General features: G+C 64.2%; 24 protein-coding genes. 10 read left to right on the top strand and 14 right to left on the bottom strand.

Annotation, left to right across the window (positions count from 1 at the left end):
- Positions 1 to 86: 86 nt before the first annotated feature.
- The 8 genes from IVA81_RS04400 to IVA81_RS04365 form a co-directional block, all read right to left on the bottom strand.
- Complete coding sequence (locus IVA81_RS04400) at positions 87 to 542, bottom strand: MarR family winged helix-turn-helix transcriptional regulator (protein WP_247312763.1); 456 nt, start codon at positions 540 to 542, stop codon at positions 87 to 89.
- 13 nt (positions 543 to 555) lie between these two features.
- The gene (locus tag IVA81_RS04395; protein ID WP_247312761.1) at positions 556 to 1,260 is read right to left on the bottom strand and encodes an ABC transporter ATP-binding protein; all 705 of its coding nucleotides are present in this window, start codon (positions 1,258 to 1,260) and stop codon (positions 556 to 558) included.
- Positions 1,257 to 2,048, bottom strand: a complete 792-nt coding sequence (locus IVA81_RS04390; RefSeq protein WP_247312759.1) for an ABC transporter ATP-binding protein — start codon at positions 2,046 to 2,048, stop codon at positions 1,257 to 1,259. The genes IVA81_RS04395 and IVA81_RS04390 overlap by 4 nt, the downstream gene beginning before the upstream one ends.
- Positions 2,045 to 3,934, bottom strand: a complete 1,890-nt coding sequence (locus IVA81_RS04385) for an ABC transporter permease (protein ID WP_247312756.1) — start codon at positions 3,932 to 3,934, stop codon at positions 2,045 to 2,047. Before IVA81_RS04385 ends, IVA81_RS04390 begins: the two co-directional genes overlap by 4 nt.
- 170 nt (positions 3,935 to 4,104) lie before the next feature.
- Positions 4,105 to 5,307 carry an ABC transporter substrate-binding protein gene (locus IVA81_RS04380; RefSeq protein ID WP_247312754.1) on the bottom strand — a complete coding sequence of 401 codons (1,203 nt, stop codon included), beginning with the start codon at positions 5,305 to 5,307 and terminating at the stop codon, positions 4,105 to 4,107.
- Between the two features lie 20 nt (positions 5,308 to 5,327).
- Positions 5,328 to 5,912, bottom strand: coding sequence for an amino acid synthesis family protein (locus tag IVA81_RS04375; RefSeq protein WP_247312750.1), 585 nt, complete (start codon positions 5,910 to 5,912; stop codon positions 5,328 to 5,330).
- Positions 5,913 to 5,938: 26 nt separating this feature from the next.
- On the bottom strand, positions 5,939 to 6,835 hold the full coding sequence (locus tag IVA81_RS04370; protein WP_247312747.1) for a UPF0280 family protein: 897 nt from the start codon (positions 6,833 to 6,835) through the stop codon (positions 5,939 to 5,941).
- The gene (locus IVA81_RS04365) at positions 6,832 to 8,289 is read right to left on the bottom strand and encodes a 6-hydroxynicotinate reductase (protein ID WP_247312744.1); all 1,458 of its coding nucleotides are present in this window, start codon (positions 8,287 to 8,289) and stop codon (positions 6,832 to 6,834) included. The genes IVA81_RS04370 and IVA81_RS04365 overlap by 4 nt, the downstream gene beginning before the upstream one ends.
- A gap of 247 nt (positions 8,290 to 8,536) precedes the next feature.
- On the opposite strand from IVA81_RS04365, the gene IVA81_RS04360 reads away from it, so the two are divergent.
- Entirely contained in the window at positions 8,537 to 9,019 is a 483-nt protein-coding gene (locus IVA81_RS04360) for a (2Fe-2S)-binding protein (RefSeq protein ID WP_247312741.1), read from the top strand.
- Positions 9,019 to 12,543, top strand: coding sequence for a molybdopterin cofactor-binding domain-containing protein (locus IVA81_RS04355; protein WP_247312738.1), 3,525 nt, complete (start codon positions 9,019 to 9,021; stop codon positions 12,541 to 12,543). Before IVA81_RS04360 ends, IVA81_RS04355 begins: the two co-directional genes overlap by 1 nt.
- On the opposite strand, the gene IVA81_RS04350 is transcribed toward IVA81_RS04355, so the two are convergent.
- Entirely contained in the window at positions 12,540 to 13,508 is a 969-nt protein-coding gene (locus IVA81_RS04350; protein WP_247312736.1) for a catechol 2,3-dioxygenase, read from the bottom strand. The genes IVA81_RS04355 and IVA81_RS04350 overlap by 4 nt on opposite strands.
- Positions 13,509 to 13,944: 436 nt before the next feature.
- Between IVA81_RS04350 and IVA81_RS04345 the strand changes: the two genes are divergently transcribed.
- Together IVA81_RS04345 and IVA81_RS04340 are read left to right on the top strand one after the other, a co-directional pair.
- Positions 13,945 to 15,684, top strand: a complete 1,740-nt coding sequence (locus IVA81_RS04345) for a DUF87 domain-containing protein (protein ID WP_247312733.1) — start codon at positions 13,945 to 13,947, stop codon at positions 15,682 to 15,684.
- Between the two features lie 275 nt (positions 15,685 to 15,959).
- Complete coding sequence (locus IVA81_RS04340; RefSeq protein WP_247312730.1) at positions 15,960 to 16,454, top strand: MgtC/SapB family protein; 495 nt, start codon at positions 15,960 to 15,962, stop codon at positions 16,452 to 16,454.
- A gap of 252 nt (positions 16,455 to 16,706) precedes the next feature.
- Here the strand turns inward: IVA81_RS04340 and IVA81_RS04330 are convergent, their stop codons facing one another.
- From IVA81_RS04330 to IVA81_RS04320, 3 genes are all read right to left on the bottom strand, one after another.
- Positions 16,707 to 17,852, bottom strand: a complete 1,146-nt coding sequence (locus IVA81_RS04330; RefSeq protein ID WP_247312725.1) for a PepSY-associated TM helix domain-containing protein — start codon at positions 17,850 to 17,852, stop codon at positions 16,707 to 16,709.
- Positions 17,853 to 17,857: 5 nt separating this feature from the next.
- Positions 17,858 to 19,822, bottom strand: coding sequence for a TonB-dependent siderophore receptor (locus IVA81_RS04325; protein WP_247313324.1), 1,965 nt, complete (start codon positions 19,820 to 19,822; stop codon positions 17,858 to 17,860).
- 563 nt (positions 19,823 to 20,385) lie between these two features.
- Entirely contained in the window at positions 20,386 to 20,553 is a 168-nt protein-coding gene (locus IVA81_RS04320; RefSeq protein WP_247312722.1) for a hypothetical protein, read from the bottom strand.
- Positions 20,554 to 20,971: 418 nt separating this feature from the next.
- Between IVA81_RS04320 and IVA81_RS04315 the strand changes: the two genes are divergently transcribed.
- Positions 20,972 to 21,886, top strand: a complete 915-nt coding sequence (locus tag IVA81_RS04315; RefSeq protein ID WP_247312719.1) for a hypothetical protein — start codon at positions 20,972 to 20,974, stop codon at positions 21,884 to 21,886.
- A 93-nt stretch (positions 21,887 to 21,979) separates the two neighbouring features.
- On the opposite strand, the gene IVA81_RS04310 is transcribed toward IVA81_RS04315, so the two are convergent.
- The gene (locus tag IVA81_RS04310) at positions 21,980 to 22,123 is read right to left on the bottom strand and encodes a hypothetical protein (protein WP_167443344.1); all 144 of its coding nucleotides are present in this window, start codon (positions 22,121 to 22,123) and stop codon (positions 21,980 to 21,982) included.
- Positions 22,124 to 22,378: 255 nt separating this feature from the next.
- Between IVA81_RS04310 and IVA81_RS04305 the strand changes: the two genes are divergently transcribed.
- The gene (locus tag IVA81_RS04305) at positions 22,379 to 22,534 is read left to right on the top strand and encodes a hypothetical protein (RefSeq protein WP_247312716.1); all 156 of its coding nucleotides are present in this window, start codon (positions 22,379 to 22,381) and stop codon (positions 22,532 to 22,534) included.
- A 73-nt stretch (positions 22,535 to 22,607) separates the two neighbouring features.
- Here the strand turns inward: IVA81_RS04305 and IVA81_RS04300 are convergent, their stop codons facing one another.
- Positions 22,608 to 23,237 carry a ParB-like protein gene (locus tag IVA81_RS04300; RefSeq protein ID WP_247312713.1) on the bottom strand — a complete coding sequence of 210 codons (630 nt, stop codon included), beginning with the start codon at positions 23,235 to 23,237 and terminating at the stop codon, positions 22,608 to 22,610.
- Between the two features lie 338 nt (positions 23,238 to 23,575).
- Here IVA81_RS04300 and IVA81_RS04295 point away from each other — a divergent pair, with 338 nt between their 5' ends.
- The 4 genes from IVA81_RS04295 (at position 23,576) to IVA81_RS04280 (ending at position 26,128) form a co-directional block, all read left to right on the top strand.
- Entirely contained in the window at positions 23,576 to 23,917 is a 342-nt protein-coding gene (locus tag IVA81_RS04295; RefSeq protein ID WP_247312710.1) for a hypothetical protein, read from the top strand.
- A gap of 237 nt (positions 23,918 to 24,154) precedes the next feature.
- Complete coding sequence (locus IVA81_RS04290) at positions 24,155 to 24,442, top strand: acyl carrier protein (protein ID WP_007592476.1); 288 nt, start codon at positions 24,155 to 24,157, stop codon at positions 24,440 to 24,442.
- A gap of 10 nt (positions 24,443 to 24,452) precedes the next feature.
- Positions 24,453 to 24,917, top strand: coding sequence for a 3-hydroxyacyl-ACP dehydratase FabZ family protein (locus IVA81_RS04285; RefSeq protein ID WP_247312707.1), 465 nt, complete (start codon positions 24,453 to 24,455; stop codon positions 24,915 to 24,917).
- 2 nt (positions 24,918 to 24,919) lie between these two features.
- The gene (locus IVA81_RS04280) at positions 24,920 to 26,128 is read left to right on the top strand and encodes a beta-ketoacyl-ACP synthase (protein WP_247312704.1); all 1,209 of its coding nucleotides are present in this window, start codon (positions 24,920 to 24,922) and stop codon (positions 26,126 to 26,128) included.
- Positions 26,129 to 26,137 lie beyond the last annotated feature (9 nt).

Below are 26,137 nucleotides of genomic sequence, written 5' to 3'. Positions count from 1 at the left end.
AGGCGCAAAGCGCCGTGCCCACGATCTTTTCCTGATTGAGAATGATGGTGGGCACGCTTCGCTTTGCCCACCCTACGGCACCTTCTTCACCGCAGCTTGTTCAACAGCGCCATCAGCATCTCGCGCTCTTTCGCCTCGAGAGGCGCCAGGGTCTCACGGGTGATGGCGAGCGCATTCGGCGCGACCTTCTCCGCAACCTGCTGACCGGCACGCGTCAGGCTCACCAGCAGGCGCCGTCCGTCCTCGGGATCCTGGCTGGTCTCGGTCAGGCCGCGCGCCGTCAGGCGGTCGATCACACCTTTGATGGTCGCAACGTCCATCGCGGTCAGCCGGCCCAGCTGGTTCTGCGAACACGGCCCGGTCTCGGCGAGTTTCGACAGCGCCGCCCATTGCGTCGGCGTCAAATTGGTGCCGATATCGCGAGCGAAGATCGAACTGTGACGCTGCCAGACCTGGCGCAGAATGAAGCCGACCTGCTCGTCGAGCACGTAAGGCGGTTTTGCCGGTTTGAGGCTCTTCTTCGCCGTGACGCTTCTCGCCATTCGTTCCCCGCCCTCACAACGACAGATGCGCGTCGCGGATATCCGGACGCGCGTCGAGCTCGGCCATGGTGCCGCCGAAGCAGACGCGGCCGCGCTCGATGATGTAGGCGCGATCGGAGATCAACCGCGCGAAATGCAGATTCTGCTCGGAGACGACGATGCTGACGCCCTCCTTCTTCATGGTCAGGATGGCATCGACCATCTGCTCCACGATCTTCGGCGACAGGCCTTCCGAGGGCTCGTCGAGCATCACCAGCGACGGATTGCCCATCAGCGTGCGGGCAATGGTGAGCATCTGCTGCTCGCCACCGCTCATGCGGCCGCCCGGACGATTCTTCATCTCACCCAGATTCGGGAACAGCGCGAACAGCTTTTCACGGGTCCAGTGCGGGGCGTTCGGACGCTTCGGCTGGCGGCCGACTTCGAGGTTTTCCTCCACCGTCAGGTCGGTGAAGATGCGCCGCTCCTCCGGCACGTAGCCGAGCCCTTCGCGCACGATCTCATGCGTCGGACGCAGCGAGACGTCCTTGCCCTCGAACATGATGCGGCCGGTTCGCTGCGCGACGAGACCGACGATCGAACGGAACGTGGTCGACTTGCCGGCGCCGTTGCGGCCGAGCAGCGCCACCACCTCGCCCTCGCCGACCTCGAAGCCGATGTCGAACAGGATATGCGCCGGGCCGTAATGACTGTTGAGCCCCTCGACCGTCAGCTTCATGCCGAGGCTCCCTCGCGGTGGCGGGCATCGTAGACGAGGCCTTCGCCGAGATAGACCGCCTGCACCTGCGGATTGCCGCGCACCTCGGCCGGCGTGCCTTCGGCGATCAGCGTGCCGCGATTGAGCACGATGATGCGGTCGGCGTGCTCGAACACCACGTCCATGTCGTGCTCGGTAAAGAGCACCCCGATCGACTTTTCGCGGGCGATCTGCGCGGTGAGCCGCATCAGATCGACCCGCTCGCGCGGCGCCATGCCGGCGGTCGGCTCGTCCATCAAGAGCAGCTTCGGCTGGTTGGCGAGTGCGACCGCAAGCTCTAGCCGCTTGAGATCGCCATAGGCGAGCTCGCCGCACGGACGATCCGCGTAGCCGCTCATGCCGACGAGCTCGAGCAGCCGGCCGGCCTCGCCGCGATCGAAGTTCGGTGCCGAGCCGAAGAGGTTGAACAACTGTTTCTCATGCGAGATCAGGGCGACCTGGACGTTCTCGCGCACGGTCATGGTGGCAAAGGTCGCGGTGATCTGGAAGGTGCGCCCAACGCCGAGGCGCCAGACCTCACGCGGCTTCCTAGCCGTGATGTCGTCGCCGAGCAGGCGAACTTGGCCGGTATCGGGCTTGTTCTGGCCGTTGAGCATGTCGAAACAGGTGCTCTTGCCGGCGCCGTTCGGTCCGATCAGCGCCAAAATCTCGCCGGCGCGCAACGAGAACGACACCCCGCGCACGGCGTGGATGCCGCCATAGGATTTGGTCAGACCTTCGACCGCAAGAAGTGGGGATGCGATGCTCATTCGGCGGACTCGATCGGCTTGGCAAGCAAGGGCGATCCGGGCGGTGATGCTTTCTTGCGGCGCTGCGCCAGCATCTCCAGCATGCCGACGATGCCCTTGGGGAAGACGACGACGATCAGCATGATGAAGCCGCCAAGCACGAGCTTCGACAGATCGGTTTGACTGACCAGCCAGATGTTCAGCGCCTTGTAGACGATGGCGCCGATCACCGCGCCCGACACCGTCTCGACGCCGCCGAGCAGCACCATGACCAGCGCATCGACCGAGAGCGAGATGCCGAGATTATCCGGGAAGACGCTGCCCTTGAGATAGGCGAACAATGCGCCGCCGATGCCGGCGGTCGTGCCGGCGATCACGAAGGCCGTCCATTGGATGCGCTTGGCGTTGATGCCGATCGCTTCAGTGCGCAGGAGCGAGTCGCGCGTGGCCCTGAGCGCATAGCCGAACGGCGAGAACACCATGGCCCGCAGCGCGACGGTCACCAGCGCGGCGACGCCGAGCGCCAGCCAGTAGAAGTTCGACGGGCTCGCCGCCCATTTTTCCGGCCATACGCCCAGAATGCCGTTGTCACCGCCAGTGACGCTCACCCATTGGAACGCGATCGACCAGACGATCTGCGCGAAAGCGAGCGTCAGCATTGCGAAATAGACGCCGGAGAGCTGCACGGCGAAGAAGCCGAACACGGCCGCGCCCATGCAGCCGAGCAGCGGGCCGAGCAACAGGCATACGATCATCGGCAGCCCCGCCATCTTGGCGAGGAAAGCGACGCCATAAGCACCGAGGCCGAAATAAGCGGCATGGCCGAAGGACGCGAGCCCGCCGACCGACATCAGGAAGTGCAGGCTGACGGCGAAGATGACGAAGATCGCGATCTCCGAGCCGACGGTGAGCAGATAATTGCCGGCGAACAGCGGCAGCGTCGCTGCGATCACGAGCGCCGCAAGCGCCGCGAGCCGCTCATTCGATGTCAACGGCCGCCAGGGATTGACGGTGAGACCCGGCGTCTTGCGCGCGGGCGCCTCCGGTTTGCCAAACAAACCCCAGGGGCGCACGATCAGCACCACCGCCATCACCAGGAAGACCAGGATGATGGAAATCTTCGGGAAGATCAGGATGCCGAAGGCATTGAGCTCGGAGACCAGCACCGCCGCGACGAAGGCGCCGACGATGCTGCCGAGGCCGCCGATCACGACGACGACGAAGACCTCGACGATGATGCGCAGGTCCATGGCATGATGCACGGCATCGCGCGGGATCTGGAGCGCCCCGCCGAGCGCGGCCAGGAAGACGCCGACCGCGAACACTGACGTGAACAGCCATTTCTGGTTGACGCCGAGCGCTGCAACCATGTCGCGGTCCTGCGTCGCCGCGCGCACCAAGACGCCCCAGCGCGTGCGCTGGAACAGCAGCCAGAGAATGCCAAGCACGACCGGGCTGAGCCCAATCAGGAACAGGTCGTAGCTCGGGATGTTCTGGCCGAAGAAATCGATGGCGCCCCTGAAGCCCGGCGCGCGGCGACCGACGAGATCGTCAGGCCCCCAGATCAGAACGACGAGGTCCTCGACCATCAAGGTCAGGCCGAAAGTTGCGAGCAGCTGGAACAGTTCCGGCGCATGATAGATGCGCCGGAGCAGCACCATCTCGACGAGCACGCCAATCAGCGCCACCGCAATCGCGGCCAGCACGATGCTGCCCCAGAAGCCAAAGGCACCCGAAAGCCGCTCCGTCAGCGTGAAGGCGATGTAGGCGCCGATCATGTAGAAGGCGCCATGCGCGAAATTCACGATCCGCGTCACGCCGAAGATGATCGACAGGCCTGAGGCCACCAGAAACAGCGACGCTGCGCTGGCGAGACCGGTCAGAAACTGTACGACATAAAAGGCCATCGGCGGTCCGGGTTGGGTTTGAAGTCACCTCTCCCCGCTCTTGCGGGGAGAGGTCGGATCGCCCTTGCGATCCGGGTGAGGGGCTCTCTCCACCAGCGCAGGGCGTGGAGAGAGCCCCTCACCCAACCCTCTCCCCGCAAAGAGCGGCGAGAGGGAGAGACAAAGATAGATCAATCCTTCGGCCGCAGCTTCTCGACTTCGGCATCACCAGGCAGATAGTCCGCGCCCTTCTTGTAGGACGAGTCCACCATCACGCCCTTGCCGTCCTTCAGCGCGGTCTTGCCGACGAAGGCACCGAGCGTCGACTGGTGATCGATCTTGCGGAAGGTGATCTCGCCGAACGGCGACGGCACGGAGAGGCCTTCCGCCGCGGCAATCAGCTTCTCCGGATCGCTCGAGCCGGCCTTCGCCAGGATCGCAGCCGCCGACTTGATGGTCTGATAGCCGACGATCGAGCCGAGACGCGGATAGTCGTTGTACTTGGCCTGGTAGGCCTTCAGGAACGCGTCATGCTCGGGCGTCTTGATCGAGTACCAGGGATAGCCGGTGACGATCCAGCCCTCGGGCGTCTCGTCCTTGAGCGGATCCAGATATTCGGGCTCGCCGGTCAGGAAGGACACGACCTCGCGTCCCTTGAACAGGCCGCGGGTGTTGCCTTCGCGCACGAGCTTGACGAGGTCGGCGCCGAAGGTGACGTTGAGGATCGCTTCCGGGTTGGCGGCGGCAACGGCCTGCACCACGGGACCTGCGTCGATCTTGCCCTGCGGCGGCCATTGCTCGTCGACCCACTGGATGTCCGGACGCTTCTCCGACATCAACTTCTTGAACACCGCAACCGCCGACTGGCCGTATTCGTAGTTCGGCGCGATCGTCGCCCAGCGTTTGGCCGGCAGCTTGCTCGCCGCTTCAACCAGCATCGCCGCCTGCATGTAGTTGGAGGGACGCAAGCGGAATGTGTATTTGTTGCCCTTGGACCAGGTGATGGCGTCCGTGAGCGGCTCGGCCGCGAGGAAGAACACCTTCTTCTGGTTGGCGAAGTCGCTGACGGCGAGGCCGATGTTCGACAGGAACGTGCCCGTCAGCATCGCGACACCCTCGCTCGACACGAGCTCATTGGCCGCGGTCTGCGCATCCGCCGGCTTGCCGCCGTCGTCCTTGGAGATGACGACAAGCTTCTTGCCGTTGATGCCGCCGGCCGCGTTGACCTCCTCGACAGCGAGCTGCCATCCCTTGCGGTAGGGCTCGGTGAAGGCCGGCAGCAGCGAATAGCTGTTGATCTCGCCGATCTTGATATCCTGCGCCATGGCCGAATGAGCCATGCCACCCGCCAACAGCGCAAACGCCGCGCCGACGAAATAGTTCTTTGCTCGCATCCCAACCTCCACCGTTAAAATTATCTTAGACCGTCTTCGCCTTTGATCTCCGCAACCGTCAGCCCGCCGACGCGCGGCAAAGGCCGGCCGCTGTCGGTGACGGCGACCGCGACCATGATCTCATTCGCGCGCGGCGCGTCGTTGATCTGTACTTCCATGCCGTCGAAATGACTACGCACGAAGGCTGCGTCCTTGTGACCGAGGGGAATGTCGAGCGTGGTGCCGGGCCCGCTGCGCTTCTTCGACGACGGAATCAGCGCGGCACCCTTGGTCAGCACCTTGCGTACTGGCGCGCCCATCTTCGGGTGAAGAATTGCAGCGGCATGTTCCAGCTCGCCGTTCTCGCCGACAGCCGCGGCCTTGCCATAGCTGTGTGCCTTCGCGCCATCGATGCCGAGCGCAGCCACCGCGCGCTTCGACAGCAGCTCGCCGAGCTCCTCGCCGATCGAGACGAGCGGCGAAAGGTCTTCGACATATTGCCCCGCGAAGGGATTTTCGATCACGGCGATCGCCGCGGCACGCCGGGTCGGCGGCGACACCTGACGCCCCATCTCCATTTGCGTCTCTTCGACGACGGTGACGATCTTGCGGATGATCGCGCTCATGATTGTGTCCTCAGGTTCTTCCCTGCTCAGGCATGAACCGCGTTCTCCAACTTACCTGGGCGCGCTTCTTGCCGTTCAATATCTTTCGGTCCGATGACAAGCATATCACCACAAAGCTGCAATACGGCACCCTCGATCAATCCGCGATCGAACAATTGGCGTGCACATTCCGCGCCAGATTCAAGCGCCGTCGCGATCTCATCGTGCGACAACCGGCCGACATCGCGGGTGACGAGACATGGGCCAAGATCGCTGTCGGGCTGAAGCTCGCTGGCCGGCTGCCGGATGATGGCAGGATGTCCCGGCATATCCACGGCATTGGCGATGACCGTCGCCGCCGCATCGGCTTGCGATGCCGTTGCCGCCAGCACCGTCACCGCGTCGGCAATCCCGAGCGAAAAGCTGCGGCCATGGCGCCCGCTGGTCGCGACGCCCCGCACCGGGTCATCGGCATCGACCCTCAAAGCTCGCATCACGCCACCACGATCGGGGCGATCCATCAGGCCAATCGAAAAATGCTCGCACCCGCCGAGATGAAGGGCGATGTCGCCGCCATTGTTGACATAGGCCTGATCGAGTGTCGCCGCGCCCAGCATTGCGCCGAGAATCTCCTCCGCCACACTGCCGGCAACGGCGGCCATCGGCGTGATGAAGCAATCGGCGGCAAAGGGCGCGACCGCGGCGTGCATCCGGCGCGCCACCACGCCCCGCAGCGAAGTCCGCTCCTCGGCGGCCGCCCGCAATTCCGGCAGTTCCGCGCAGAGCTCGTCGAGCAGCCCCGTGAACCGCTTTGCCGCAGCCTCGTAGGCCGCACGCACAGCGTCCGCGCGCCCCCTCGCCTCAATGACCAGATCAATCGGTCCATCCTGCAAATGCAGCCGCCGGCCATCAGACAGCAATGCGATTTGCGGGAGCCTGGTCATGCCCGAGGTCCCGGAATCGGGTTCTGCCAGGGCAATTGCCGGACATCGTCACCGCCCTGCACCTCGGACAGCGGCTTCACGTAATCCATGTGCCCGCCGAGCGCAGCATAGTCCGACAGCTTCATCGTGAACTCGATCGGCGCGACCAGCGCCGGCGTCGGCACATAGCCAAACGCGCCCGCCGGCATCTGCGTCACATCGACCATGTAGGTGATGCCGCCGCCTGGCCAGACATAGACCGGCGCACCGCCACTGGTGACGCGCGTCAGCGCGTCCTTCACCGAGCGCGTCAGCCGCACCGGATTGTCGGTGACACCAGCGCGCAGCGAGCCGCCGGCGCCGGCCATGAACAGCACTGTGCACAGCGCCGGCTCGCAATTCTCCTGGATGCGCTCGACTGAGAATTTCAGGTCGGCCGGCATCGCGGTCTCGACCGGCTTCAAAGCCTCGTCGAGCACGTAATAGGACGAATGCTCGCCGGTGGTGGAGACCATCAGCATGGTCAGGCCCGGTCTTGCCTCCTTGGCATCGAACGGGCCGAGGATCGCCAAGGGATCGGAAATGTTGGTGCCGCCCCACCCCGTCCCGGGATCGGCGACCTGGAAATAGCGGCCGGGCGTCGAGCGCCGGCCCTTCATCTTGATGCCGGTGTCGGCGATGTCGAGCAGCTTGCCGGCCTGGTGCTCACTGAGCACGCCGGTGATGTGGTCGTCGACCACGACGACCTCGTCGACCTTGCCGTGCCATTGCTTGGCGAACATGCCGATCGTCGCCGAGCCACAGCCGACGCGCATGCGCTCTTCTTTCACCCCGTTGACGACCGGCGGCTGGCCGGCCTGCACGACCACGCTCGCACCGCCGTCGATGGTCAGCTCCACCGCCTTGCAATTGGCGAGGTCCATCAGCGTGTCGCAGGTGACGCGGCCCTCCTTCTTGGAGCCGCCGGTCAGATGATGCACGCCGCCGAGCGACAGCATCTGAGAGCCGTATTCGCTGGTGGTGACATGGCCGACCGCCTCGCCCTGCGCGCGCACCGTCGCGGTTTCGGGGCCGAGATAGCGGTCGGTGTCGATCTTCACCTTGATGCCGCAATAGGAGAAGATGCCCTCGGTGACGACGGTCACCATGTCGACGCCCTCGACCTCCGCGGAGACGATGAAGGGCGCCGGCTTGTAATCGGGATAGGTCGTGCCCGCGCCGATCGCGGTCACGAAGGTCGAGTGTTCGTGGACGATCTTGCCGTCCCAGTCCTCGGTGCGGCTGAACGGGACCAGCTTGCCGCCATGTGAGACGGTGCGCTCCAGGATGACATGCGGATCGACGCGGACGAGCTTGCCCTCGTGATTGGCGTAGCGGTCGCAGGCACCCGCCGCGCCCGGCTTGATGTAGCACATCACCGGACAAGCATCGCAGCGGATCTTGTCGATGGCAGCGCTCGTTGTTTCCATCACCATGTGAGAAGCCGGCGGACCGCAGTTATCATTCGTATACGAACGATGGTGCGCGCGCACCGGATGGCTGTCAAGCGGCGGTGCGGCGCAAAAGATGCGGCTGCCGCATAAAACCTCATTTGCCTATCCGCTCTGTCCACAAAGAAGGCAGTCGCGCTGCACTGCGGCATGCACGGCTTGCACGTTTGTGTACAAACGGTATCGTCGCGACGTAAATTTGCGAGCACAGGCCGCGAGCTTGGGAACGAGGATGACGCAGGCACCGATCCGCCTCACCGTGAACGGCAGGATCCACGAGATCGCAGCGGCGCCAGAGACGGCGCTGCTCTACGTGCTGCGCAACGACCTCGCGCTCAACGGCCCCAAATATGGTTGCGGTCTCGGCGAATGCGGCACCTGCACTGTCCTGATTGACGGGGCCGCGGCCCGCTCCTGCGTGATCCCCTTGAGTGGCTGCGCCGGCCGCGACATCGTGACGCTCGAAGGGCTCGGCACGCGCGACAAGCCTGATGTGGTGCAGCAGGCCTTCATCGACGAGCAGGCCGCGCAATGCGGCTACTGTCTCAACGGCATGATCATGACCACCAAGGCGCTGCTCGCGATCAACCCGCGACCGAGCGAGCAGGAGGCGCTGGCGGCGCTGCGCTACAATCTCTGCCGTTGCGGCACCCATGTCGAGATCCTGCGCGCCGTGATGCGCGCGTCGGGCCAGCTCGCCGAGGCCGGTGATTGATGACCTCCCCTGTCCCTGATGGAGCTGAGCGGCAATCCGGTTCGCTCGTCGTCGTCCGCACCGTGGACGAGGTCACCTCCGAGACGTTCGTCCGCATCACCGCAGACGGATCGGTCACGGCCTATAACGGCCATGTCGATCTCGGCACCGGCATCCGCACCGCCCTCGGCCAGATCGTCGCCGAGGAGTTGGATGTGTCCTTTGCGCGGGTCGTCGTGGTGCTCGGCGACACAGCGGTGGTGCCGAACCAGGGCGCGACGATCGCGAGCGAGACCATCCAGATCACCGCCGTCCCCCTGCGCAAGGCGGCAGCGCAAGCGCGTCACTTCTTGATCGCGCGCGCGGCCGAGCGGCTGGAGCTGCCGGAGTCCGATCTCAGGATCGAGGACGGCCTCGTGCGCGGGCACGACAACCGCAGCGTCAGCTATGGCGAGCTGATCGGCAGCGAGACCATTCGCCTCGAGCTCGCCGACGACGTCGTCCTGAAACCCGTTGGTGACTATGCCATCGTCGGCCAGTCGGTGCCGCGCGTCGACCTGCCCGCCAAGGCCACGGGCGAGCTGACTTTCGTGCACGATATCCGCGTATCAGGCATGCTGCACGGCCGCGTCGTGCGCCCGCCCTATGCCGGCGTCGATGCCGGTCCTTTCGTCGGTACCAGCCTGATCGCCGTCGATGAATCCTCGGTGCGCGACGTCCCCGGCATCATCGCCGTGGTGCGCATCGGTGATTTCGTCGGTGTCGTCGCCGAGCGCGAGGAGAATGCGATCCGCGCGGCCGAGCAACTCAAGGTCGGCTGGAAACCGACGCCCACCCTCACCGATCTCGCCGACGTCGCGACCGCGCTGCGCGCCAATCCGTCGACGCCGCGCACGCTGATCGACAAGGGCAACGTCGATACGGCGATATCTGGCGCGGCCAAGCCGATCCAGCGCACTTACGTCTGGCCATATCAGATGCACGCCTCGATCGGCCCGTCCTGCGCCGTCGCGGATTTTCAGGACGGCGATATCCGCGTCTGGTCGGGCACGCAGAACCCGCATGTGCTGCGCAGCGACCTTGCCCTGCTGATCGAGCGCCCCGAGAGCGAGATCGAGGTCATCAGGTTGGAGGCTGCCGGCTGCTACGGCCGCAACTGTGCGGATGACGTCACCGCCGACGCGCTGTTGCTGTCGCGCGCGGTCGGCCGGCCCGTGCGCGTGCAGCTGACGCGCGAGCAGGAGCATGCCTGGGAGCCCAAGGGCACCGCGCAGCTCATCGACGTCAATGGCGGCCTGAACGCCGATGGCGGCATCGCCGGTTACGACCTTGCCACGCGCTATCCCTCGAACGCCGCCCCGACGCTGGCGCTGTTGCTCACGGGCCGTATCTCGCCCGATCCTGTCGTGCTCCAGATGGGCGACCGCACCGCGATCCCGCCTTATGACTATGACCACATGCGCGTCGTCGCCCACGACATGGCACCGATCGTGCGCGCGTCCTGGTTTCGCGGCGTCTCGGCGCTGCCGAACACCTTTGCGCATGAATCCTACATCGACGAGGCCGCGACCGAGGCCGGCGTCGATCCGATCGAATACCGCCTGCGTTACCTGAAAGACCAGCGTGCGGTCGATCTCGTCAATGCAGTGGCCGAGCGCGCCGGCTGGACGCCGCGCCCGGTTCGCGAGGAGAAGGACGGCGAGGTCGTGCATGGACGCGGCTTTGCCTACGCGCTCTACGTCCACAGCAAATTTCCCGGCTATGGCGCGGCCTGGTCGGCGTGGGTCGCCGACGTCGCCGTGAACAAATCGACCGGCGACATCAGCGTCACCCGCGTGGTTGCAGGCCAGGATTCCGGCCTGATGATCAATCCGGACGGCGTGCGCCACCAGATCCACGGCAACGTCATCCAGTCCACCAGCCGCGCGCTGATGGAGGAGGTCTCGTTCGAACGGGGCGCGGTGGCGGCACGCGAATGGGGCGCCTATCCGATCATCCCCTTCCCCGACGTGCCCAAGATCGACGTGCTGATGCTGCCGCGTCAGGACCTGCCGCCGCTCGGCGTCGGCGAGTCCGCCTCGGTGCCGAGCGCTGCGGCGATTGCGAACGCGATCTTCGATGCCACCGGCGTGCGCTTTCGCGAGCCGCCGTTCACGCCTGAACGCATCCTGAAGGGGCTGCACGGCGGGATGCCGGCGACACCGCAAGCGTTGCCCGCGCCGGCCGTGCCGCTGCCGTCTCGCATCTGGGAAAGCCCATTCGCCAAACGCGCCGGCCTCTTCGCGACGATTGCAGCCGTTTGCACCGCCGCGATCGGCGTCGGTGCCGCGCTTCTGCCCGGGCGGGCGATTGCGCCGATCGCACGCCCCGACACATCCGTCTATTCCACGGCGACCATCGCGCGCGGCCAGCAGCTTGCCGCGCTCGGCAATTGCGCGGAGTGCCACACCACGATCAATGGTGTGCTCAACGCCGGGGGCCGCGCGCTGGAAACGCCGTTCGGCACCATCCACAGCACCAACATCACGCCCGACGTCGAGACCGGCATCGGCGCCTGGTCCTATCCCGCCTTCGAACGGGCGATGCGCGACGGATTGCATCGCGACGGCCGCCAGCTCTATCCCGCCTTCCCCTACACGCACTTTTCAAAGACTGATGATGCCGACATGCAGGCGCTCTACGCCTACCTGATGGCGCAGCCTGCGGTGCACGCGACGACGCCGGCGAATGCACTCACCTTCCCGTTCAACCTGCGCCCGCTGCTTGCGGGATGGAATGCGCTGTTCCATCAGACCAGCGAGTTCAGGCCCGATCCCGACAGAACCGAGCAATGGAATCGCGGCGCCTATCTCGTCGAGGGCCTCGGCCATTGCAGCGGCTGCCACTCGCCGCGCAACGCGCTCGGCGCCGAGCAGCGCGAATCCTATCTGGCCGGCGGCTTCGCCGAAGGCTGGGAAGCGCCGCCGCTGACCTCGCTCTCGCATGCGCCGATCCCTTGGAGCGAGGACGAACTGTTCACCTATTTGCGCACAGGCCATTCGCGCTATCACGGCGTTGCCGCCGGTCCGATGGCGCCTGTGGTCAGGGATCTCAAAGCCCTGCCCGATCAGGACATCCGCGCGATGGCGGTCTATCTCAACTCGTTCAACGACAGCACAGCCGAGACGCCGGACGCGCTTGCGGCACGGCTCGAAAGCGCGACCCAGATCACAGTCGCGCCGTCCAGCGGCGCGCGCCTCTATCAGGGCGCCTGCGCCGTCTGCCACGAGGTCGGCGGTCTGCCGCTGTTTGGCAGCCGGCCCTCGCTCGCGCTCAACAGCAATCTGCACAGCGCCACGTCGGGCAATCTCGTGCAGGTGATCCTGCACGGTGTCACCGAACCGGTGTCGAGCGATCTCGGCTACATGCCCGCCTTCAGAAACAGCATGAGCGATGCGCAAATCGAGGAGCTCGTCACCTTCCTGCGCAGGCAGTTCGCGCCGGACAAGCCGGCGTGGACTGGCGTGCGCGAGACGATCGCGCGGGCGCGCAATTCAGTCCACTAGGCGTGCTTCTTAACCTCTACCGGCGGCGTGCCGTGAGTGTGGAAGGACTCGATCGTCTTCAGCCCCCACGCCTGGCCCTTCTTGCGCTCCTCCTCGGTCCACACGATCGGCTTCCAGTCAGGCGCGAGGATGAGGCGCGCGCCGGCATTGGCGACTTCGACGCGGTTGCCGCCGGGCTCGTAGACGTAGAGGAAGAAGGTCTGCTGGATCGCGTGCTTGTGCGGGCCGGTCTCGATGTGGATGCCGTTCTCCAGGAAGATGTCGGCGGCGCGCAGAATCTCCTCGCGGCTGTCGAGCGCGTAGGTGACGTGGTGAAAGCGGCCCGGCGTGCCGGAATGATCGAGTGAATAGGCGAAATCGTAGCTCTTGTTCGACATCGTCAGCCACATCGCCGCTTCCCTTCCGTCGTTGAGCACGATCTGCTCGGTGAGGCGGCAACCGAGGTAGTTCTCGAAGAATTCGCGGTTGGCCTTGATGTCGACGGCAAGGCAATTGAGATGATCGAGGCGGCGCACGTTGACGCCGCGCGCGGGGAAGCGCTGGGCCTGGTTCTTCAGCGCCGGCTTCAGCTCGGGCGGCGGCTGATACCATTCGGTCTCGTAATAGAGCTCGACGATGTGCCCGTCGGGGTCGCGGCAGCGGAAGGTCGGCCCCTGCCCCATGTCGCCGTCGATCCAGCCGATGTCGAACCCGGATCCTTTCAGCGCAGCGACGCGGCGCTCGAGGGCCTGCTGGCTGCGCGCGCGCAGCGCCATGTGCTCCATGCCTGACGTCTTGGACGCCGTGAGCTTGAGCGAATAGCGCTCGTAATCGTCCCAGCCCCGCAGGTAAACCGACTCGCCCTTTTGGCCGCTGACGGTCATGCCCATGACGTCGACGAAGAATTTCAGGCTCTCGTCGGGCTTGGGCGTCAGCAGCTCCATATGGCCGAGATGAGCGAGATCGAGGATCGGTTCGGGCTGCATGCTTTCCTCCAGGCAAAGCTTGCGATCCGTTGGACCGGATCGTGCAATCGGGCGCAGGGCCGCAACGCGCCCGCTTTGCCCGAAGGCGGCATCATAGCCGCCGGTTCATTTGTACTAATGTACAAATGATTAGGTCTCGTCAACAAATCAAACATCACCCTGAATCGAATGAGGTTCCGGCTCGAAAACCAGCCTCCCCCGAACGGCGGACCGACTGGCCGGATGGTAAACTATTGCTTAACTGCTTCCGGCGCCAACGGTCCGGAATTGCAGTATTTTCCCGCCGTTTCTGACCATACGGATGCAACGGAACAAACCTCGTGACCGAATTGTCGCGGATTTAACGAAGCGCCCGCGCCCGCCGTTTAACCGTTTGTGCAGCGACGGCCGCGCATAGTCCGGGGCAAATCCCTTGCTCTTGCCAGGTTCATTGATCGTGACATCCTTTGGACGCGTGATTTCGGTACGCGGATCGCTCGCCCGGGTCGGGCTCCTGGCGGAAAGCCAAATGCCCATCTCGGAAGTTCGGGCGACCGTCGGGCGCTTCGTCAGTATTCGCAGCGCCAGTTCGGTCATCGTCGCGATGATCACGGAGGTGTCCTGCGAGAACCTGTCGGGCAGCGACAACTATATCGCGGTCGCCTCGGTCGACCTGCTCGGCGAGATCCTCAACGCCGCCGACAAGCCGAAATTCCAGCGCGGCGTCACCAACTATCCGACCATCGGGGATGCCGTCGATCTGATTACCAGCCAGGAGCTGCGCACGATCTATGCGCCGACCGGCTCGGACCAGATCAATGTCGGTTTTCTCCAGCAGGACCGCTCGGTCATCGCCTATGTCGATGTCGAGGAAATGCTGTCCAAGCATTTTGCGGTGCTGGGGTCGACCGGCGTCGGCAAATCCACCGGCGTGTCGCTGCTGCTCAACGAGATCCTGAAGGCGCGCCCGAACCTGCGCATCTTCCTGCTCGATGTGCACAATGAGTATGGCCGCTGCTTCGGCGACCGCGCGCTGGTGCTCAACCCGCGAAATCTGAAGCTGCCGTTCTGGCTGTTCAATTTCGAGGAAATCGTCGACGTGCTGTTCGGGGGCCGCGCCGGCGTGCCGGAGGAGCTCGACATCCTCGCCGAGGTGATCCCGCTCGCCAAGGGCGTCTACACCCAGTACCAGAACGCCGACCGCATCGGCCTGAAGCGCATCGATCCCAAGCAGATCGGCTACACCGTCGACACGCCGGTGCCCTATCGCCTGGTCGACCTGATGTCGCTGATCGACGAGCGCATGGGCAAGCTGGAGAATCGCTCCTCGCGCATCATCTATCACAAGCTGATCTCACGCATCGAGGCCGTGCGCAACGACCCGCGCTACACCTTCATGTTCGACAACGCCAATGTCGGCGGCGACACCATGGCCGAGGTCATCAGCCATCTGTTCCGCCTCCCGGCGAACGGCAAGCCGATGACGGTGATGCAGCTCGCCGGCTTCCCGGCCGAGGTCATCGATTCCGTCGTGTCGGTACTCTGTCGCATGGCCTTCGACTTCGGCCTGTGGAGCGACGGCGTCTCGCCGCTGCTGTTCGTGTGCGAGGAAGCGCATCGCTACGCTTCCGCCGACCGCAACATCGGCTTCGGGCCGACCCGCAAGGCGGTGTCGCGCATCGCCAAGGAAGGCCGCAAATACGGCGTCTATCTCGGCCTCATCACCCAGCGTCCGGCCGAGCTCGACGCCACCATCATCTCCCAGTGCAACACGCTGTTCACGATGCGGCTTGCCAACGAGCGCGACCAGGCGCTGCTCCGCGCCGCCGTGTCGGACGCCGCCGCGAACCTGCTCTCCTTCGTGCCCTCACTCGGCACGCGTGAAGTGCTGGCCTTCGGCGAAGGCGTCGCACTGCCGACGCGCTTGCGCTTCAAGGAGGTGCCGCCGCATCAACTGCCGCGCGGCGAAGCGACCATCAGCAGCGTACCGTCCGTCACCTCCGGCCACGACATGCACTTCGTCAGCGCCGTGCTCGAGCGCTGGCGCGGTGCCACCTCGCAGCGCGACGTGCCGAACGACCCGGTGTTCTCGGCCCCTCCGGCCAAGACGCTCTCCAACGTCGAGGCCCCGATGCTGCAGCCCTCGATGGGGCTCGATCCGGACCGCTTCTCGCTCTTGAAGAAGCCGCTGCGGTAAGGCGCGGACACCGCTTCCACAGATTGCGCTGTCATGCCCCGGCTTGATCGGGGCATCCAGTACACCGTGGCCTCTCGATTCAATCAGTTCTGTCTCTGGAATACAGGATCGCCCGATCAAGTCGGGCGATGACTGCGAGTGCGTGGCGGGCAACTCGGCACATTGAGGCCGCCGCCCGCATCGACTATGTTTCCGGCGCGAAGCCGGCTTCCTGACCATAACAAAGCCCGCGCACTGCCTGATGCGACGAGTGCGGAAGAAGTGACAGACAAGACATGACCGAGCTGGACTGGCCCGAAATTCTGCTGCGTCTCGGAGCCGCGACGCTCGCCGGCGGCGCGATCGGCCTGAACCGCGACCTGCACGGCAAGCCGATCGGGCTGAAGACGCTCGGCATCGTCGGGCTCTCCACTGCGACCGTGGTTCTGCTCGCACTGCAGCTTGCTGAACCGACCAAGGTCGCCGACGCCGCCAGCCGTGTCATCCAGGGCATCCTCACCGGGATCGGCTTTCTCGGCGCTGGCGTCATCGTGCACCAAAGCACGGGGTTTCGCGTTCGGGGCCTGACCAGCGCCGCCTGCACCTTCCTTGCCGCCTGCCTCGGCATCGTTTGCGGCGCCGGACAATGGAAGATCGTCGTCGTCGCCTTGGCGCTGGCCTTCATCCTGCTGACCGTCGGCCGCCGCCTCGAGCGCCGGCTGCATCGGATGCTTGGCGGCAAGGACGAAGCGCACGACGTCGAAAGCGGCCCGAAAGGGCAGCACCCATAACAGCCCGGTCGACGGTTGCGCCGTCAGTGCGAGCGACCTGCGCGATGCCAATTGAAGACTGCAAGCGCGACCGGCAACGAAAGTGCCAGCCACGACAGCCCATCCCAGATCCCATCTCCAACGAGTGCCAGACCGAGTCCCGCGGCGCAGACTAAGCCGACAAGGAGTGGAATACGGAACACATCCCAGGCACGTCTGTGATTCCGGGCCCGGTTCGAAACGTCCGTCTTGGAAACGGAAGAGAGCATGGGACTAGGCACCGGCTGCTGCAGTCTGGCCTGCGCCGGGCGGCTTGCGGCGGACCGACGACCTTCTTCTTGCCGCCCAGAGATAGATTCCACTGACGAGGACGATGATCGCAATCACGTCCAGCAGCGCCCAGACGATCTTCAGCGGAAGCCCGCCGTAGTCGCCGAAATGCAGCGGGCGCGAGACCTGAAGCGTCTTCAGATACCACGGCACTTCGGGCGCAACGATCGTCTTGCCGTCGTTGGCGTCGACCAGCATGGGCTGGAGCATGCGCGCCGTGAAGGGCGTGGCGCCCTTGGTCCAGACGACGAGGTGCTGCGGGCTGCCGAAGCGCGCCGACGTCGGCATCGTCACCGAGGTGACCAGGCGATCCGGAAATCTTGCACGGACGAGCTCGACAGCGGCCTGAACCGACGGGATCGGAGCCACGGGCTTGCCCAGATGAGGCGCCAGCAACACGGGAATGAGCTGCGCCCGCCACAGGTCGAACAGCGGCGTCGCCAGCGTGTTGATCATGCCGGTGAGGCCCACCGCCATCGTCCAGGTCACGGTGACGATGCCGAGGAGATTATGGGTGTCGAGCCATTTGACGCGGGGCGACGATCGCCGGCGGATCGTACCGAAATCCAGCCGGCGCATGAACGGCCAATAGACCACGACACCGGATATGATCGACACAGCGAACACGAGCCCCATCGCCCCGAGAAACAGCTCGCCGGGCAGGCCTGCAAACATATCCTTGTGGATCCGCAACACGATATCCATGACGCCTTGATGCGGCGCCTCCTCGCCAAGCACGGTCGCCGTACGCGCATCGAGAGTGAGCCGATGGAAGTTGCCCGGCGCCGGGACGGCGGTCGGAGAGACCGCAGCCGTCACCAGCGGCTCCGTCTGCTTCAGGTTGAGAAGCAGGACGTACTGACCGGGAAAGCGCGCCTGCGCCGCCGCGATCATCCGGTCGAGCGAGAGCCGCGGCGTTCCTTCCGGCATGGCGGGAGCTGCGATCTCATCCTCGAGCAGATCGTCGATCTCGTCGTGAAACACCAGCGGCAGCCCCGTCACGCACAGCATGAGCAGGAACAGCATGCACACGAGCGAGGTCCAAGTGTGAACGCGGGACCATAGCCGGATTGTGCGCGCTTGAACCATGGCCTCTACCAGCGATAGCTGACCGTGCCCGTGACGGTCCGCGGGCTGGTGTACTGGCAGCCGCCATTCGTCGTGCAAGCGAGAGTGACGCGATCGGCGATGTTCTTCACGTTCAGCGCCAGGTTCACACCCTTCGGCTGGCGATAATGCAGGCCGGCGTCGAACACGACGTAGCCCTCGTTGACGATGGTGTTGGCCGGATCGGCGAAGGTCGGCCCGTTGTAGCGGACACCGCCGCCCAGCCCCCATCCGTCCCATGTCCCGCCCTGCACCGTGTAGTCGAGATAGGCCGATGCCATCTGGCGGGCCACGAGTGTCGGCACCTTGCCAAGGTCGGCCCCGGTGGTTTGCGTCACTCTGACGTCTTGGTTGGTGTAGGTCGCCACGAGATTCAGCCCTGGCATGATCTGCGCCAGCGTCTCGAACTCGACGCCGCGCGAGTTCACTTCGCCGAGCTGGACCGAGCTGCCGAGGTGAGCCGGATCGGTCGTCAGTGAATTCTGCCGCGTCAGGTCGTAGAGCGCCACCGTCATCAGCAAGGTCCGCGACGGCTGATATTTCACGCCGACCTCATGCTGCTGTGATGTGGTCGGCTTAAACGGACTTCCGGCAAAATCCGTGCCTGGTGTCGGCAGGAACGATTCCGAATAGCTGTAGTAAGGCGCGACCCCGGAATCGAACACGTAAGAGACGGCCCCTCGCTTGGTGAAGGCGGAATCCTTGGTGTCGGTGGTCTTGTTGGTCATCAGCGCAAATGTGTTCTGCTCGGATGAATCGTAACGGCCACCCAGCGTGAATATCCAGTTCTGGAGCTTCATCTGGTCCTGCACGTAGACACCGACCTGGTCGATCGTCTGGTTCGCCGAGGGGATGAAGAGTGAGATCGGAACCACAACGGTCTGGTCGTAGACCGGATTGATCCGGCTGAGCGAGGGCGCGCTACCAGAATAGGTCCGGTTGGCCATGTCGAGCGTCAGATAGTCGATGCCCGAGACCACCGTATGCTGAAGCGGCCCCATGCTGAACTTGCTGATCAGATGGTTGTCGGTCGACAGTGAATCGGACTGCTCCACCGTGCGCACCGCGCGCCGTCCAAACACCGTGAAGGTGTCGAGCGGATTTCCGGAGAACGTCAGATAGCGATAGTCGAGCTCGCTGTGGCCGTATCGGGCCTTCGATTCGAAGATCAGATTATTGCTAAAGCGATGTTCGAACTGGTACCCGACCCGCTCCTGCTCCTGATCGAACTTGTTGTAACTGGGATCGCCGAGAAACAGCGGCAGCGCCGTGATATTGGTGATCTTCGCACCAGTCAAATGAAACATCGACAGCGGAAACGCATTGCCGGTCACGTCGTGGGTGTAGTCGGCAAGAATGGTCAGGGTCGTATCGTTGGTCGGCTTCCAGGTCACGGCGGGAGCGATATAGGTCCGGTTGTCCTTCACGAAGTTCGAGAAATTGGCGATCTGTGCATCGGAATCCCTGAACACGCCGGTCAACCGGTAGAGCAAGGTGCCATCCTTGGTCGCGGGACCTCCGACGTCGAATGCGCCCTGAAACCGGTCGTAATTGCCGAACTGACCGACGATCTCGCCGAAGGCACGCTCGGGCGGCCGCTTGCTGATGACGTCGACGAGGCCGCCCGGTGCGCCCTGCCCGTACATGACCGAGCTCGGTCCCTTGATGACGTCGATGCGTTCGAAGCCGTAGGGCTCGTTGCGGAACAGCGAGAAGAAAGCGGGATCGCCGACCTCGCGCAGTCCGTCGCGATAGGCGCCGTAGCCGTTGTTGTCGAAGCCGCGGATGAAGACGTTGTCGAACCGCGGGTCCTTGCCGCCCGGTTGCACCGCGAGCCCCGCAACATACTGTAATCCTTCGGCGAGCGTCGTGACCGAGCGGGCGTCGAGCTGATCGCGGCTGACGACCGAGACGGATTGCGGTGTCTCGAGGATCGGCACGTCGGACTTCATCGCGGCCGAGCTGACGACGGGTACGAACCCCCTCACCGGATCCGTGCCGCGTTCCGCAGCAACGGCGGCCTGTTGAGGGGCACCCTGGGCCGGCTGTCGTGCCGCCCGTGAGCGCGCGCGTCCGGTGCCGGCGGATCGCGCGTTGCGCGGCGCAGTAAGCTGGCGCTTGTTCGCGCCGCTTTGCTCGACCACGACCGGCGGAAGGACCGATGCTCCGCTCGCGCTCTGCGCGTGCGCGCTACCGCCGAGGGCGATGGCAGATGGAAGGGCGAGAAGACCGCACAACATTGACACGCGCCCGCGCTTCGTTGCGCGTGCGTCAAACACAAATTCCAGCATTCCCAGTCCCCGAATTTACGGGAACGACCATGCAGAGACTCCGAACGCACAATCAAAGTCTTTTGGACGTTCGTGTCGTAGAATCTATGTAGACTGGATCTGTTCTAATGAAATGGCCTTAGCGTCTCGCGCTCGCCTTCCTCTGACTGCATGAATTCCCGCCGCTGACGATCCACCGCCGCACTCGCCGCGATGACCGGCCGAACCGCCACGTTCTGCCTTGCTCACGTCTTCCGCCGCAGGCTCCAGAGACTTCCAGCGCCCACGATGGCCGTCACGAGCAGGACGGCGACAAAGGTCTGAATGATGGTGAAGTTCAGGGCATCACGCGCGACGAACAGCGCGGTGACCGCGCCGGCGATGATAAAGACGATGCGAAAGATGAGGCTCATTGTGATGTCTCCAGTCAGCATGACCTGGAGCCCACCTCGCCCTCGACACCGGGGCGCAACGCTGCTTCGACAATCATGCAGGCGGACAGTACCGACCGGCACGGGCACGCATTTGCGGCATGTCAAGCCGTGCCTGGGACGCGATGTCGCTGGCCCGTCGAATTCAGCCGCCCCTTGCTTGCTCCAAAGACAGTCCGCGAGCAGCGCGGCCGCAGACGATGGGCGTGTAACAATGACGCCGCCAGCAAGGAAATAAAGTTCCCGCCTAACGGGAACCGAATCAATTCTACAATCTCACACGCTTTATTAAGAGTCTCGCCCCCTACTAGCGCAAACACTTCGGCACAACCTCTACAGTTTCCGCCAAGACCACGGGCGGAGATGCGGACGAGTCGTGCCTGCTAAAGGGCGCCATCTCATGAACCTGCGAGCATCCATCATCGCGACGTGCATCGGCGCAGCATTCTTCGGAGTTGGCTACGCGTGGAACTTTCAGCCCGACGTCATCAATCCCGATGAAATATGGAGCATGCTTCAGTCTGAGCATCGCAAGGCCCGAGCGGCGGTCTCTCGCATGCTCATCGAGCCGAGTTCGGCTCATTTCAGCGGCCTGCGAACAGTCGAGGCAGACGCTGCGCGATACGTATGCGGCGCGGTGAAAGCGAAGAACAAGGCCGGCCACTCCATCGATGCCGCGTTCGTTTACACCGTCGCCAGCGACTTCGCCCGGGTCGACGACGACGGCCGGATTACCTCCCAGCACTCTCCCTACAAGTCGTGCCCAACCGCGGCCGATGTCAGGACTGCCGAACAACAAATGCCGATAGCACCCGGCGCGCTGGCGGTGGCCAAGGTCGTCGGAAAGGTCATCCCTCAATCCACCGGCGGGACAATGGAGCAACAGCTTGGCCAACTCGCCGCGCAGACAGCAGCGGTCGCGCCAGGATCGGGCCCCTCGTCGGGTCCGGTCGGGACAGGACCGGCGCCGGCAGGGCGGCCTTCAGGTTCGGAGGTGAAGGCCGCACCGGAGAGCGAACCCATCTGGCAGGCCGATCGGCCGCCGGTCGCATGGCCGGCGCTCGCCTCGGGCCAATGCCCGGTGAAATCGGCGCAGGAGCGAACAGCCGCTGAGGCCTTGGCGCTTGCAAAGGATATCGAGGCCCGCTGGGAGCAGTCGAGAAAATTGCAGGCTCCGACGAAGCGTGTGTCATCGGAAGAGATCAAGCAAGCACGCTGCGCGCTGCTTGCGATCGATCCCGCCGGCAAGGAGTATCCGCAGGCCTGGGCAGCCTTCGTGCGGCTGCGGACCATCGATCGAGACGGGGCCGGTTGAAGCCATAGGCTCGCGCGCAGCGATGCAATCGCCGCGCTTCGGCGGACGCTCTAATCGTCGTCCGCCGGACCGCACCAGCGAGGCGCTTTGCCGCTAGCGCTTCGCCATCAACTCGAGTGCCGGAGCAAAGCGCTCTGCGAACGTCAACGACTTGGCGTGATGAACGGCGGCAAACGATGCCGAGATTCCTGCCGAAGCAACCGCGAGCAAGGCAATTACGAAAACCAGACGGCGCATGTTCGCCTCCTGTGTGAGCTCGTCTACACCATAGAGATGGGACGGCTCTGTTTCAGGACGGTTTCGTGGACGCAGATTTTGATTTCGCTCAAGCGGCTGTGATGAGACGCGGCTTATCTGGGCGCGTGCCGTAACCAACTAACAATGGTCGACGTATTTTGCAGCAGATCGCCGGCATGTCGAGAATTGTGCGGCTGCGGCCCCAAAGGCGACAAGCAGCGTTCGCTGGAACGGGAGTCATCAAGGAATACTCAAATGAAAGTCGTGATCCAGAAACTCAATGGCCTGTGGCACCTCATCGTCGGGTCGTGCCGGATCCGAACGCCGTTCCTGGACACCCAGGACCGCGCGCTGGTGATCACCTACGCCCGCCGCGCCTACCCCGGCGCCAGGATCTTCCAGCGCGACTGACGCGAGCGGCCGCGCATAATGGTCAGCTCACTAGAGGCACGGGGTGAATCACAACACCCGATTCCTGATACCTCTAATCATCGTCCGCCGGACCGCACCAGCCGGGCAGATAGATCGCATCCTTGCTCTTGGCCGCGGACATCCCCTTCTCGATGGCCTTGTCGAAATCGGCCTCCACCACCTTGCGCGAGAGTTTTCGGCGCAGGAAGTCGGCCCACAGAAATTCGGAGAACGGCGTGGTATCCTTGGCGAAGCCGCCCATGCGGCGCAATTCGCCGGCAAGGCTGCGGAACGGATCGTCCTTGAGATCGGCGATCGATTTCGGCAGGTCGCGGAACCCCCGCCGCCCGCCCTTGGCGTCGTAAGGGTAGACCCAGCGCTTGTTGTCCATCACACCCCAGAACGCCTCGCGCTCGACCATGCGGAGGTCCCCGACGATGGTCACCAGCACCTGCTTGACGCCTTCATCGTGCAGCGCGCGGCCGAGATGATGATGGTCGATCACGTAGTAGCGCTCGTCCGGACCATAGACGACGGGGATCATGTGCTTGCCGAGCAGATCGGCCTGCTTCTTCTTGTCATGCTCGCGCCAGCGCTGGCGCTTCTCCTTGACCTCGCGCATGCCGACCGTCATCTGCGTCGGCCGGAGCGACAGGATCGGGACCGGATGCACTCTCGGCTCGCGCGCGTTGGTCGTGGTCATGGTCGAAGGCCCCTCGCATGGTTGGGACTGGTGATCTAGGTTCCCTCGACTATGACATGGGCGTTGCGGCGACAACACGTGTTCGGAAGGACGCGGAGATCACAAGCCCATGTAGACGGGAACGAAGGCGTGAAGTCCTTGGCCATCGCTATGCCCGTTGTTGCAACGCAATCCTCGGTCCTGCCGCCGATATGACGGCTGGTTCCGCGATCGCTCCACACTGATCCATGTACAAATAGTGCAAGCGCACGAATGCACGCAGGCATTGAGAAGATTTTCTGCCACGCGTTCACCACCTATGCTATCTAAAACCGCTGCTTCGGAGTGATCCCAGCCCCATGAATAGCCAGCGGCCCATAAGCTCTGACGACGAGCACCGGGTGCTCCAGTTCAGGCCGCGCAACTCCCCTTCCCCGACGGCCCACCGCGGCGGCGGCACCGTGCAGCCGTTGCGCGTCGCACCCGAACCGTTGGACCTGTCACGCTACGAGCAGCCCCGTGCCGAGCCGGACGACTTCCGCCGTCGCATGCTCGCCAACATCGCGGCGCTGGCCTTTACCATCGCGCTGACTGCAATCGGAATTTGGCTCGCGGTCAGCATCGCCGACCTGCGCCGGACTCAGGATTGCGTGCTGATGGGCCGTCGCGACTGCGTCAAGATCACGACGCCACATATCTAGGCTCAATCTGCTCTAGGCCCGATCTGCCGCCGGCCCCGGCGGAAAGGGCTCCGGCGGGCGTCCCCAGCCCCGTCTCCTCGCCTGCCCGGCTCCATTGAACTCAGGGCGGCGCTCCGATATACGGGCTTTCGACCCGGCCAGAGGGGGGTTTGAGGGCGTCATCAGGGGCGCGATGCCCACCCACCGTGCCACTCTGGATAACCTGAAAAATATCCGCAATATATCAAAGGCTTAGTGATGTCTTCCACATTCGATCAGGTCGCCACGATCATCGCTGAAACCTGCGACATTCCGCGCGACACGATCACGCCAGATAGCCATGCCATCGATGATCTCGGCATCGACAGCCTCGATTTCCTGGACATCGCGTTCGCGATCGACAAGCAGTTCGGCATCAAGCTGCCGCTGGAAAAATGGACCCAGGAGGTCAACGACGGCAAAGCGACCACCGAGCAGTATTTCGTGCTGAAAAACCTGTGCGCCCGCATCGACGAACTGGTTGCGGCCAAGGGCGCGAGCGCCTAAGCGCTCGGTCATGCAACTCGAATACTTCCACATGATCGATCGCATCGTCGACCTCAAGGTCGACGAGAAGACGATCGTCGTCGAAGCCTTGGTCCCGAAGGAGAGCACCATCTTCGAGGGGCACTTCCCGGGCTACCCCTTGATGCCCGGCGTGCTCCTGATCGAATCGATGGCGCAGGCCTCGGGCTGGCTTCAGCTCGGCGTGTTCAAGTTCGAGCGCATGCCGATCCTTGCCGCCGTGAAGGAGGCCAAGGTCCGCGGTTCGGTCTATCCGGGCGATCTCATGAGCATCGAGGCGAGCCTCACGCATGAAGGCTCCGGCTACGCCATGACCGAAGCCAAGATCAGGGTCGGCGGCAAGCTGCGCGCCAACTCGGCGCTGACCTTCACTCTGATTCCCTTCCCCAATGCGGATATGCGCGGGTACATGGCGAAAGTCGCCGAGCGCGTCGGCTTTCCGCAACAGGCCGTATAGCCATGACTGACACTTCCGCTACGAAGCCAGACCAGACCGAAGTCTGGATCACCGGCATTGGACTCGCCACCTCGCTCGGCGAGGGCCTGGACGCCAACTGGGCCGCGCTTCAGGAGAAGCGCATCAATGTCGACGAGAAGGGTTTTGCCCCCTACATCGTGCATCCCTTGATGCCTGTTACCTTCGACAGCCAGATCCCGAAGAAGGGCGACCAGCGCCAGATGGAAGCCTGGCAGCGCATCGGCACCTATGCGGCGGGCCTTGCGCTCGATTCCGCCGGGATCAAGGGCAACAAGGACATCCTGTCGAAGATCGACATGGTGGTGGCCGCCGGCGGCGGCGAGCGCGATCTCAATGTCGACACTGGCGTGCTTACCGCCGAGGCCAAGGGGGCGAACGCGCCCGGCTTCCTCAACGAACGGCTGATGAGCGATTTGCGCCCCACTTTGTTCCTGGCGCAGCTCTCCAACCTGCTCGCCGGCAACATCGCCATCGTGCACGGTCTTGGCGGCACCTCGCGCACCTTCATGGGCGAAGAGGTTGCCGGCGCCGATGCCGCCCGTATCGCGCTGTCGCGCATCGCCTCGGGCGAGAGCGACATCGCGCTGGTCGGCGGCTCGCACAATGGCGAGCGCAAGGACCTGCTCGTCCTCTACGAATTCGGCGACTTCAACCTGAAGGACAAGTTCGCCCCCGTGTGGGCACGCAAGGACCATCCCGGCTTCGCACTCGGCTCGGCCGGCGCCTTCCTGGTGCTGGAGTCGCGGGCACATGCGGAAGCGCGCGGTGCAAAGCCGTTCGCGAAGCTGTCGAGCGTCGTTGCCGATCTCGCCCGGCGCAAGCAGAGCGGCGACATGACCGCGACGCTGGAGCAACTGTGGGCCAAGCTGCCCAAGCGCGAGGGTAAGGGCGCGATCATCTCGGGCGCGACGGGTGCGGAGCCCGCGACCTCGGAGGAGCGCGGCTTCTTGAAGGCCCACGCCGACTTCCCGGTGCGCTCGACCGGCACGATGTTCGGTCACACCATGGAGACGCAATTCCCGCTCGGCATTGCGCTCGCCGCGCTGTCGATCTCGCGGGGTGCGCTGTTCCCGCCGAACGATTCCACGGGCACCGAGATTGAAATGCAGGGAGCGCCCACCCAGATTGTGGTGGTGGGAGCCGGACACTGGCGCGGCGAAGGCATGGCGCTGGTCGAGGCAGTTAGCTAGCTCACTCGG

Source organism: Bradyrhizobium sp. 141, assembly GCF_023074055.1.
In the GTDB taxonomy this organism is placed as follows: Bacteria; Pseudomonadota; Alphaproteobacteria; order Rhizobiales; family Xanthobacteraceae; genus Bradyrhizobium.
Note: the sequence above shows the minus strand (reverse complement) of the source record. Positions and strands in the feature narration are given on the sequence as shown.

What these genes read in the sequence shown, in the direction of transcription:
- IVA81_RS04370 (WP_247312747.1), bottom strand. Translation starts at nt 6,835, where the DNA reads ATGACCAGGCTCCCGCAAATCGCATTGCTGTCTGATGGCCGGCGGCTG.
- IVA81_RS04365 (WP_247312744.1), bottom strand. Translation starts at nt 8,289, where the DNA reads ATGGTGATGGAAACAACGAGCGCTGCCATCGACAAGATCCGCTGCGAT.
- IVA81_RS04385 (WP_247312756.1), bottom strand. Translation starts at nt 3,934, where the DNA reads ATGGCCTTTTATGTCGTACAGTTTCTGACCGGTCTCGCCAGCGCAGCG.
- IVA81_RS04285 (WP_247312707.1), top strand. Translation starts at nt 24,453, where the DNA reads ATGCAACTCGAATACTTCCACATGATCGATCGCATCGTCGACCTCAAG.
- IVA81_RS04300 (WP_247312713.1), bottom strand. Translation starts at nt 23,237, where the DNA reads ATGACCACGACCAACGCGCGCGAGCCGAGAGTGCATCCGGTCCCGATC.
- IVA81_RS04310 (WP_167443344.1), bottom strand. Translation starts at nt 22,123, where the DNA reads ATGCGCCGTCTGGTTTTCGTAATTGCCTTGCTCGCGGTTGCTTCGGCA.
- IVA81_RS04280 (WP_247312704.1), top strand. Translation starts at nt 24,920, where the DNA reads ATGACTGACACTTCCGCTACGAAGCCAGACCAGACCGAAGTCTGGATC.
- IVA81_RS04320 (WP_247312722.1), bottom strand. Translation starts at nt 20,553, where the DNA reads ATGAGCCTCATCTTTCGCATCGTCTTTATCATCGCCGGCGCGGTCACC.
- IVA81_RS04330 (WP_247312725.1), bottom strand. Translation starts at nt 17,852, where the DNA reads ATGGTTCAAGCGCGCACAATCCGGCTATGGTCCCGCGTTCACACTTGG.
- IVA81_RS04395 (WP_247312761.1), bottom strand. Translation starts at nt 1,260, where the DNA reads ATGAAGCTGACGGTCGAGGGGCTCAACAGTCATTACGGCCCGGCGCAT.
- IVA81_RS04390 (WP_247312759.1), bottom strand. Translation starts at nt 2,048, where the DNA reads ATGAGCATCGCATCCCCACTTCTTGCGGTCGAAGGTCTGACCAAATCC.
- IVA81_RS04350 (WP_247312736.1), bottom strand. Translation starts at nt 13,508, where the DNA reads ATGCAGCCCGAACCGATCCTCGATCTCGCTCATCTCGGCCATATGGAG.
- IVA81_RS04325 (WP_247313324.1), bottom strand. Translation starts at nt 19,822, where the DNA reads ATGAAGTCCGACGTGCCGATCCTCGAGACACCGCAATCCGTCTCGGTC.
- IVA81_RS04295 (WP_247312710.1), top strand. Translation starts at nt 23,576, where the DNA reads ATGAATAGCCAGCGGCCCATAAGCTCTGACGACGAGCACCGGGTGCTC.
- IVA81_RS04400 (WP_247312763.1), bottom strand. Translation starts at nt 542, where the DNA reads ATGGCGAGAAGCGTCACGGCGAAGAAGAGCCTCAAACCGGCAAAACCG.
- IVA81_RS04315 (WP_247312719.1), top strand. Translation starts at nt 20,972, where the DNA reads ATGAACCTGCGAGCATCCATCATCGCGACGTGCATCGGCGCAGCATTC.
- IVA81_RS04340 (WP_247312730.1), top strand. Translation starts at nt 15,960, where the DNA reads ATGACCGAGCTGGACTGGCCCGAAATTCTGCTGCGTCTCGGAGCCGCG.
- IVA81_RS04360 (WP_247312741.1), top strand. Translation starts at nt 8,537, where the DNA reads ATGACGCAGGCACCGATCCGCCTCACCGTGAACGGCAGGATCCACGAG.
- IVA81_RS04290 (WP_007592476.1), top strand. Translation starts at nt 24,155, where the DNA reads ATGTCTTCCACATTCGATCAGGTCGCCACGATCATCGCTGAAACCTGC.
- IVA81_RS04380 (WP_247312754.1), bottom strand. Translation starts at nt 5,307, where the DNA reads ATGCGAGCAAAGAACTATTTCGTCGGCGCGGCGTTTGCGCTGTTGGCG.
- IVA81_RS04355 (WP_247312738.1), top strand. Translation starts at nt 9,019, where the DNA reads ATGACCTCCCCTGTCCCTGATGGAGCTGAGCGGCAATCCGGTTCGCTC.
- IVA81_RS04305 (WP_247312716.1), top strand. Translation starts at nt 22,379, where the DNA reads ATGAAAGTCGTGATCCAGAAACTCAATGGCCTGTGGCACCTCATCGTC.
- IVA81_RS04375 (WP_247312750.1), bottom strand. Translation starts at nt 5,912, where the DNA reads ATGAGCGCGATCATCCGCAAGATCGTCACCGTCGTCGAAGAGACGCAA.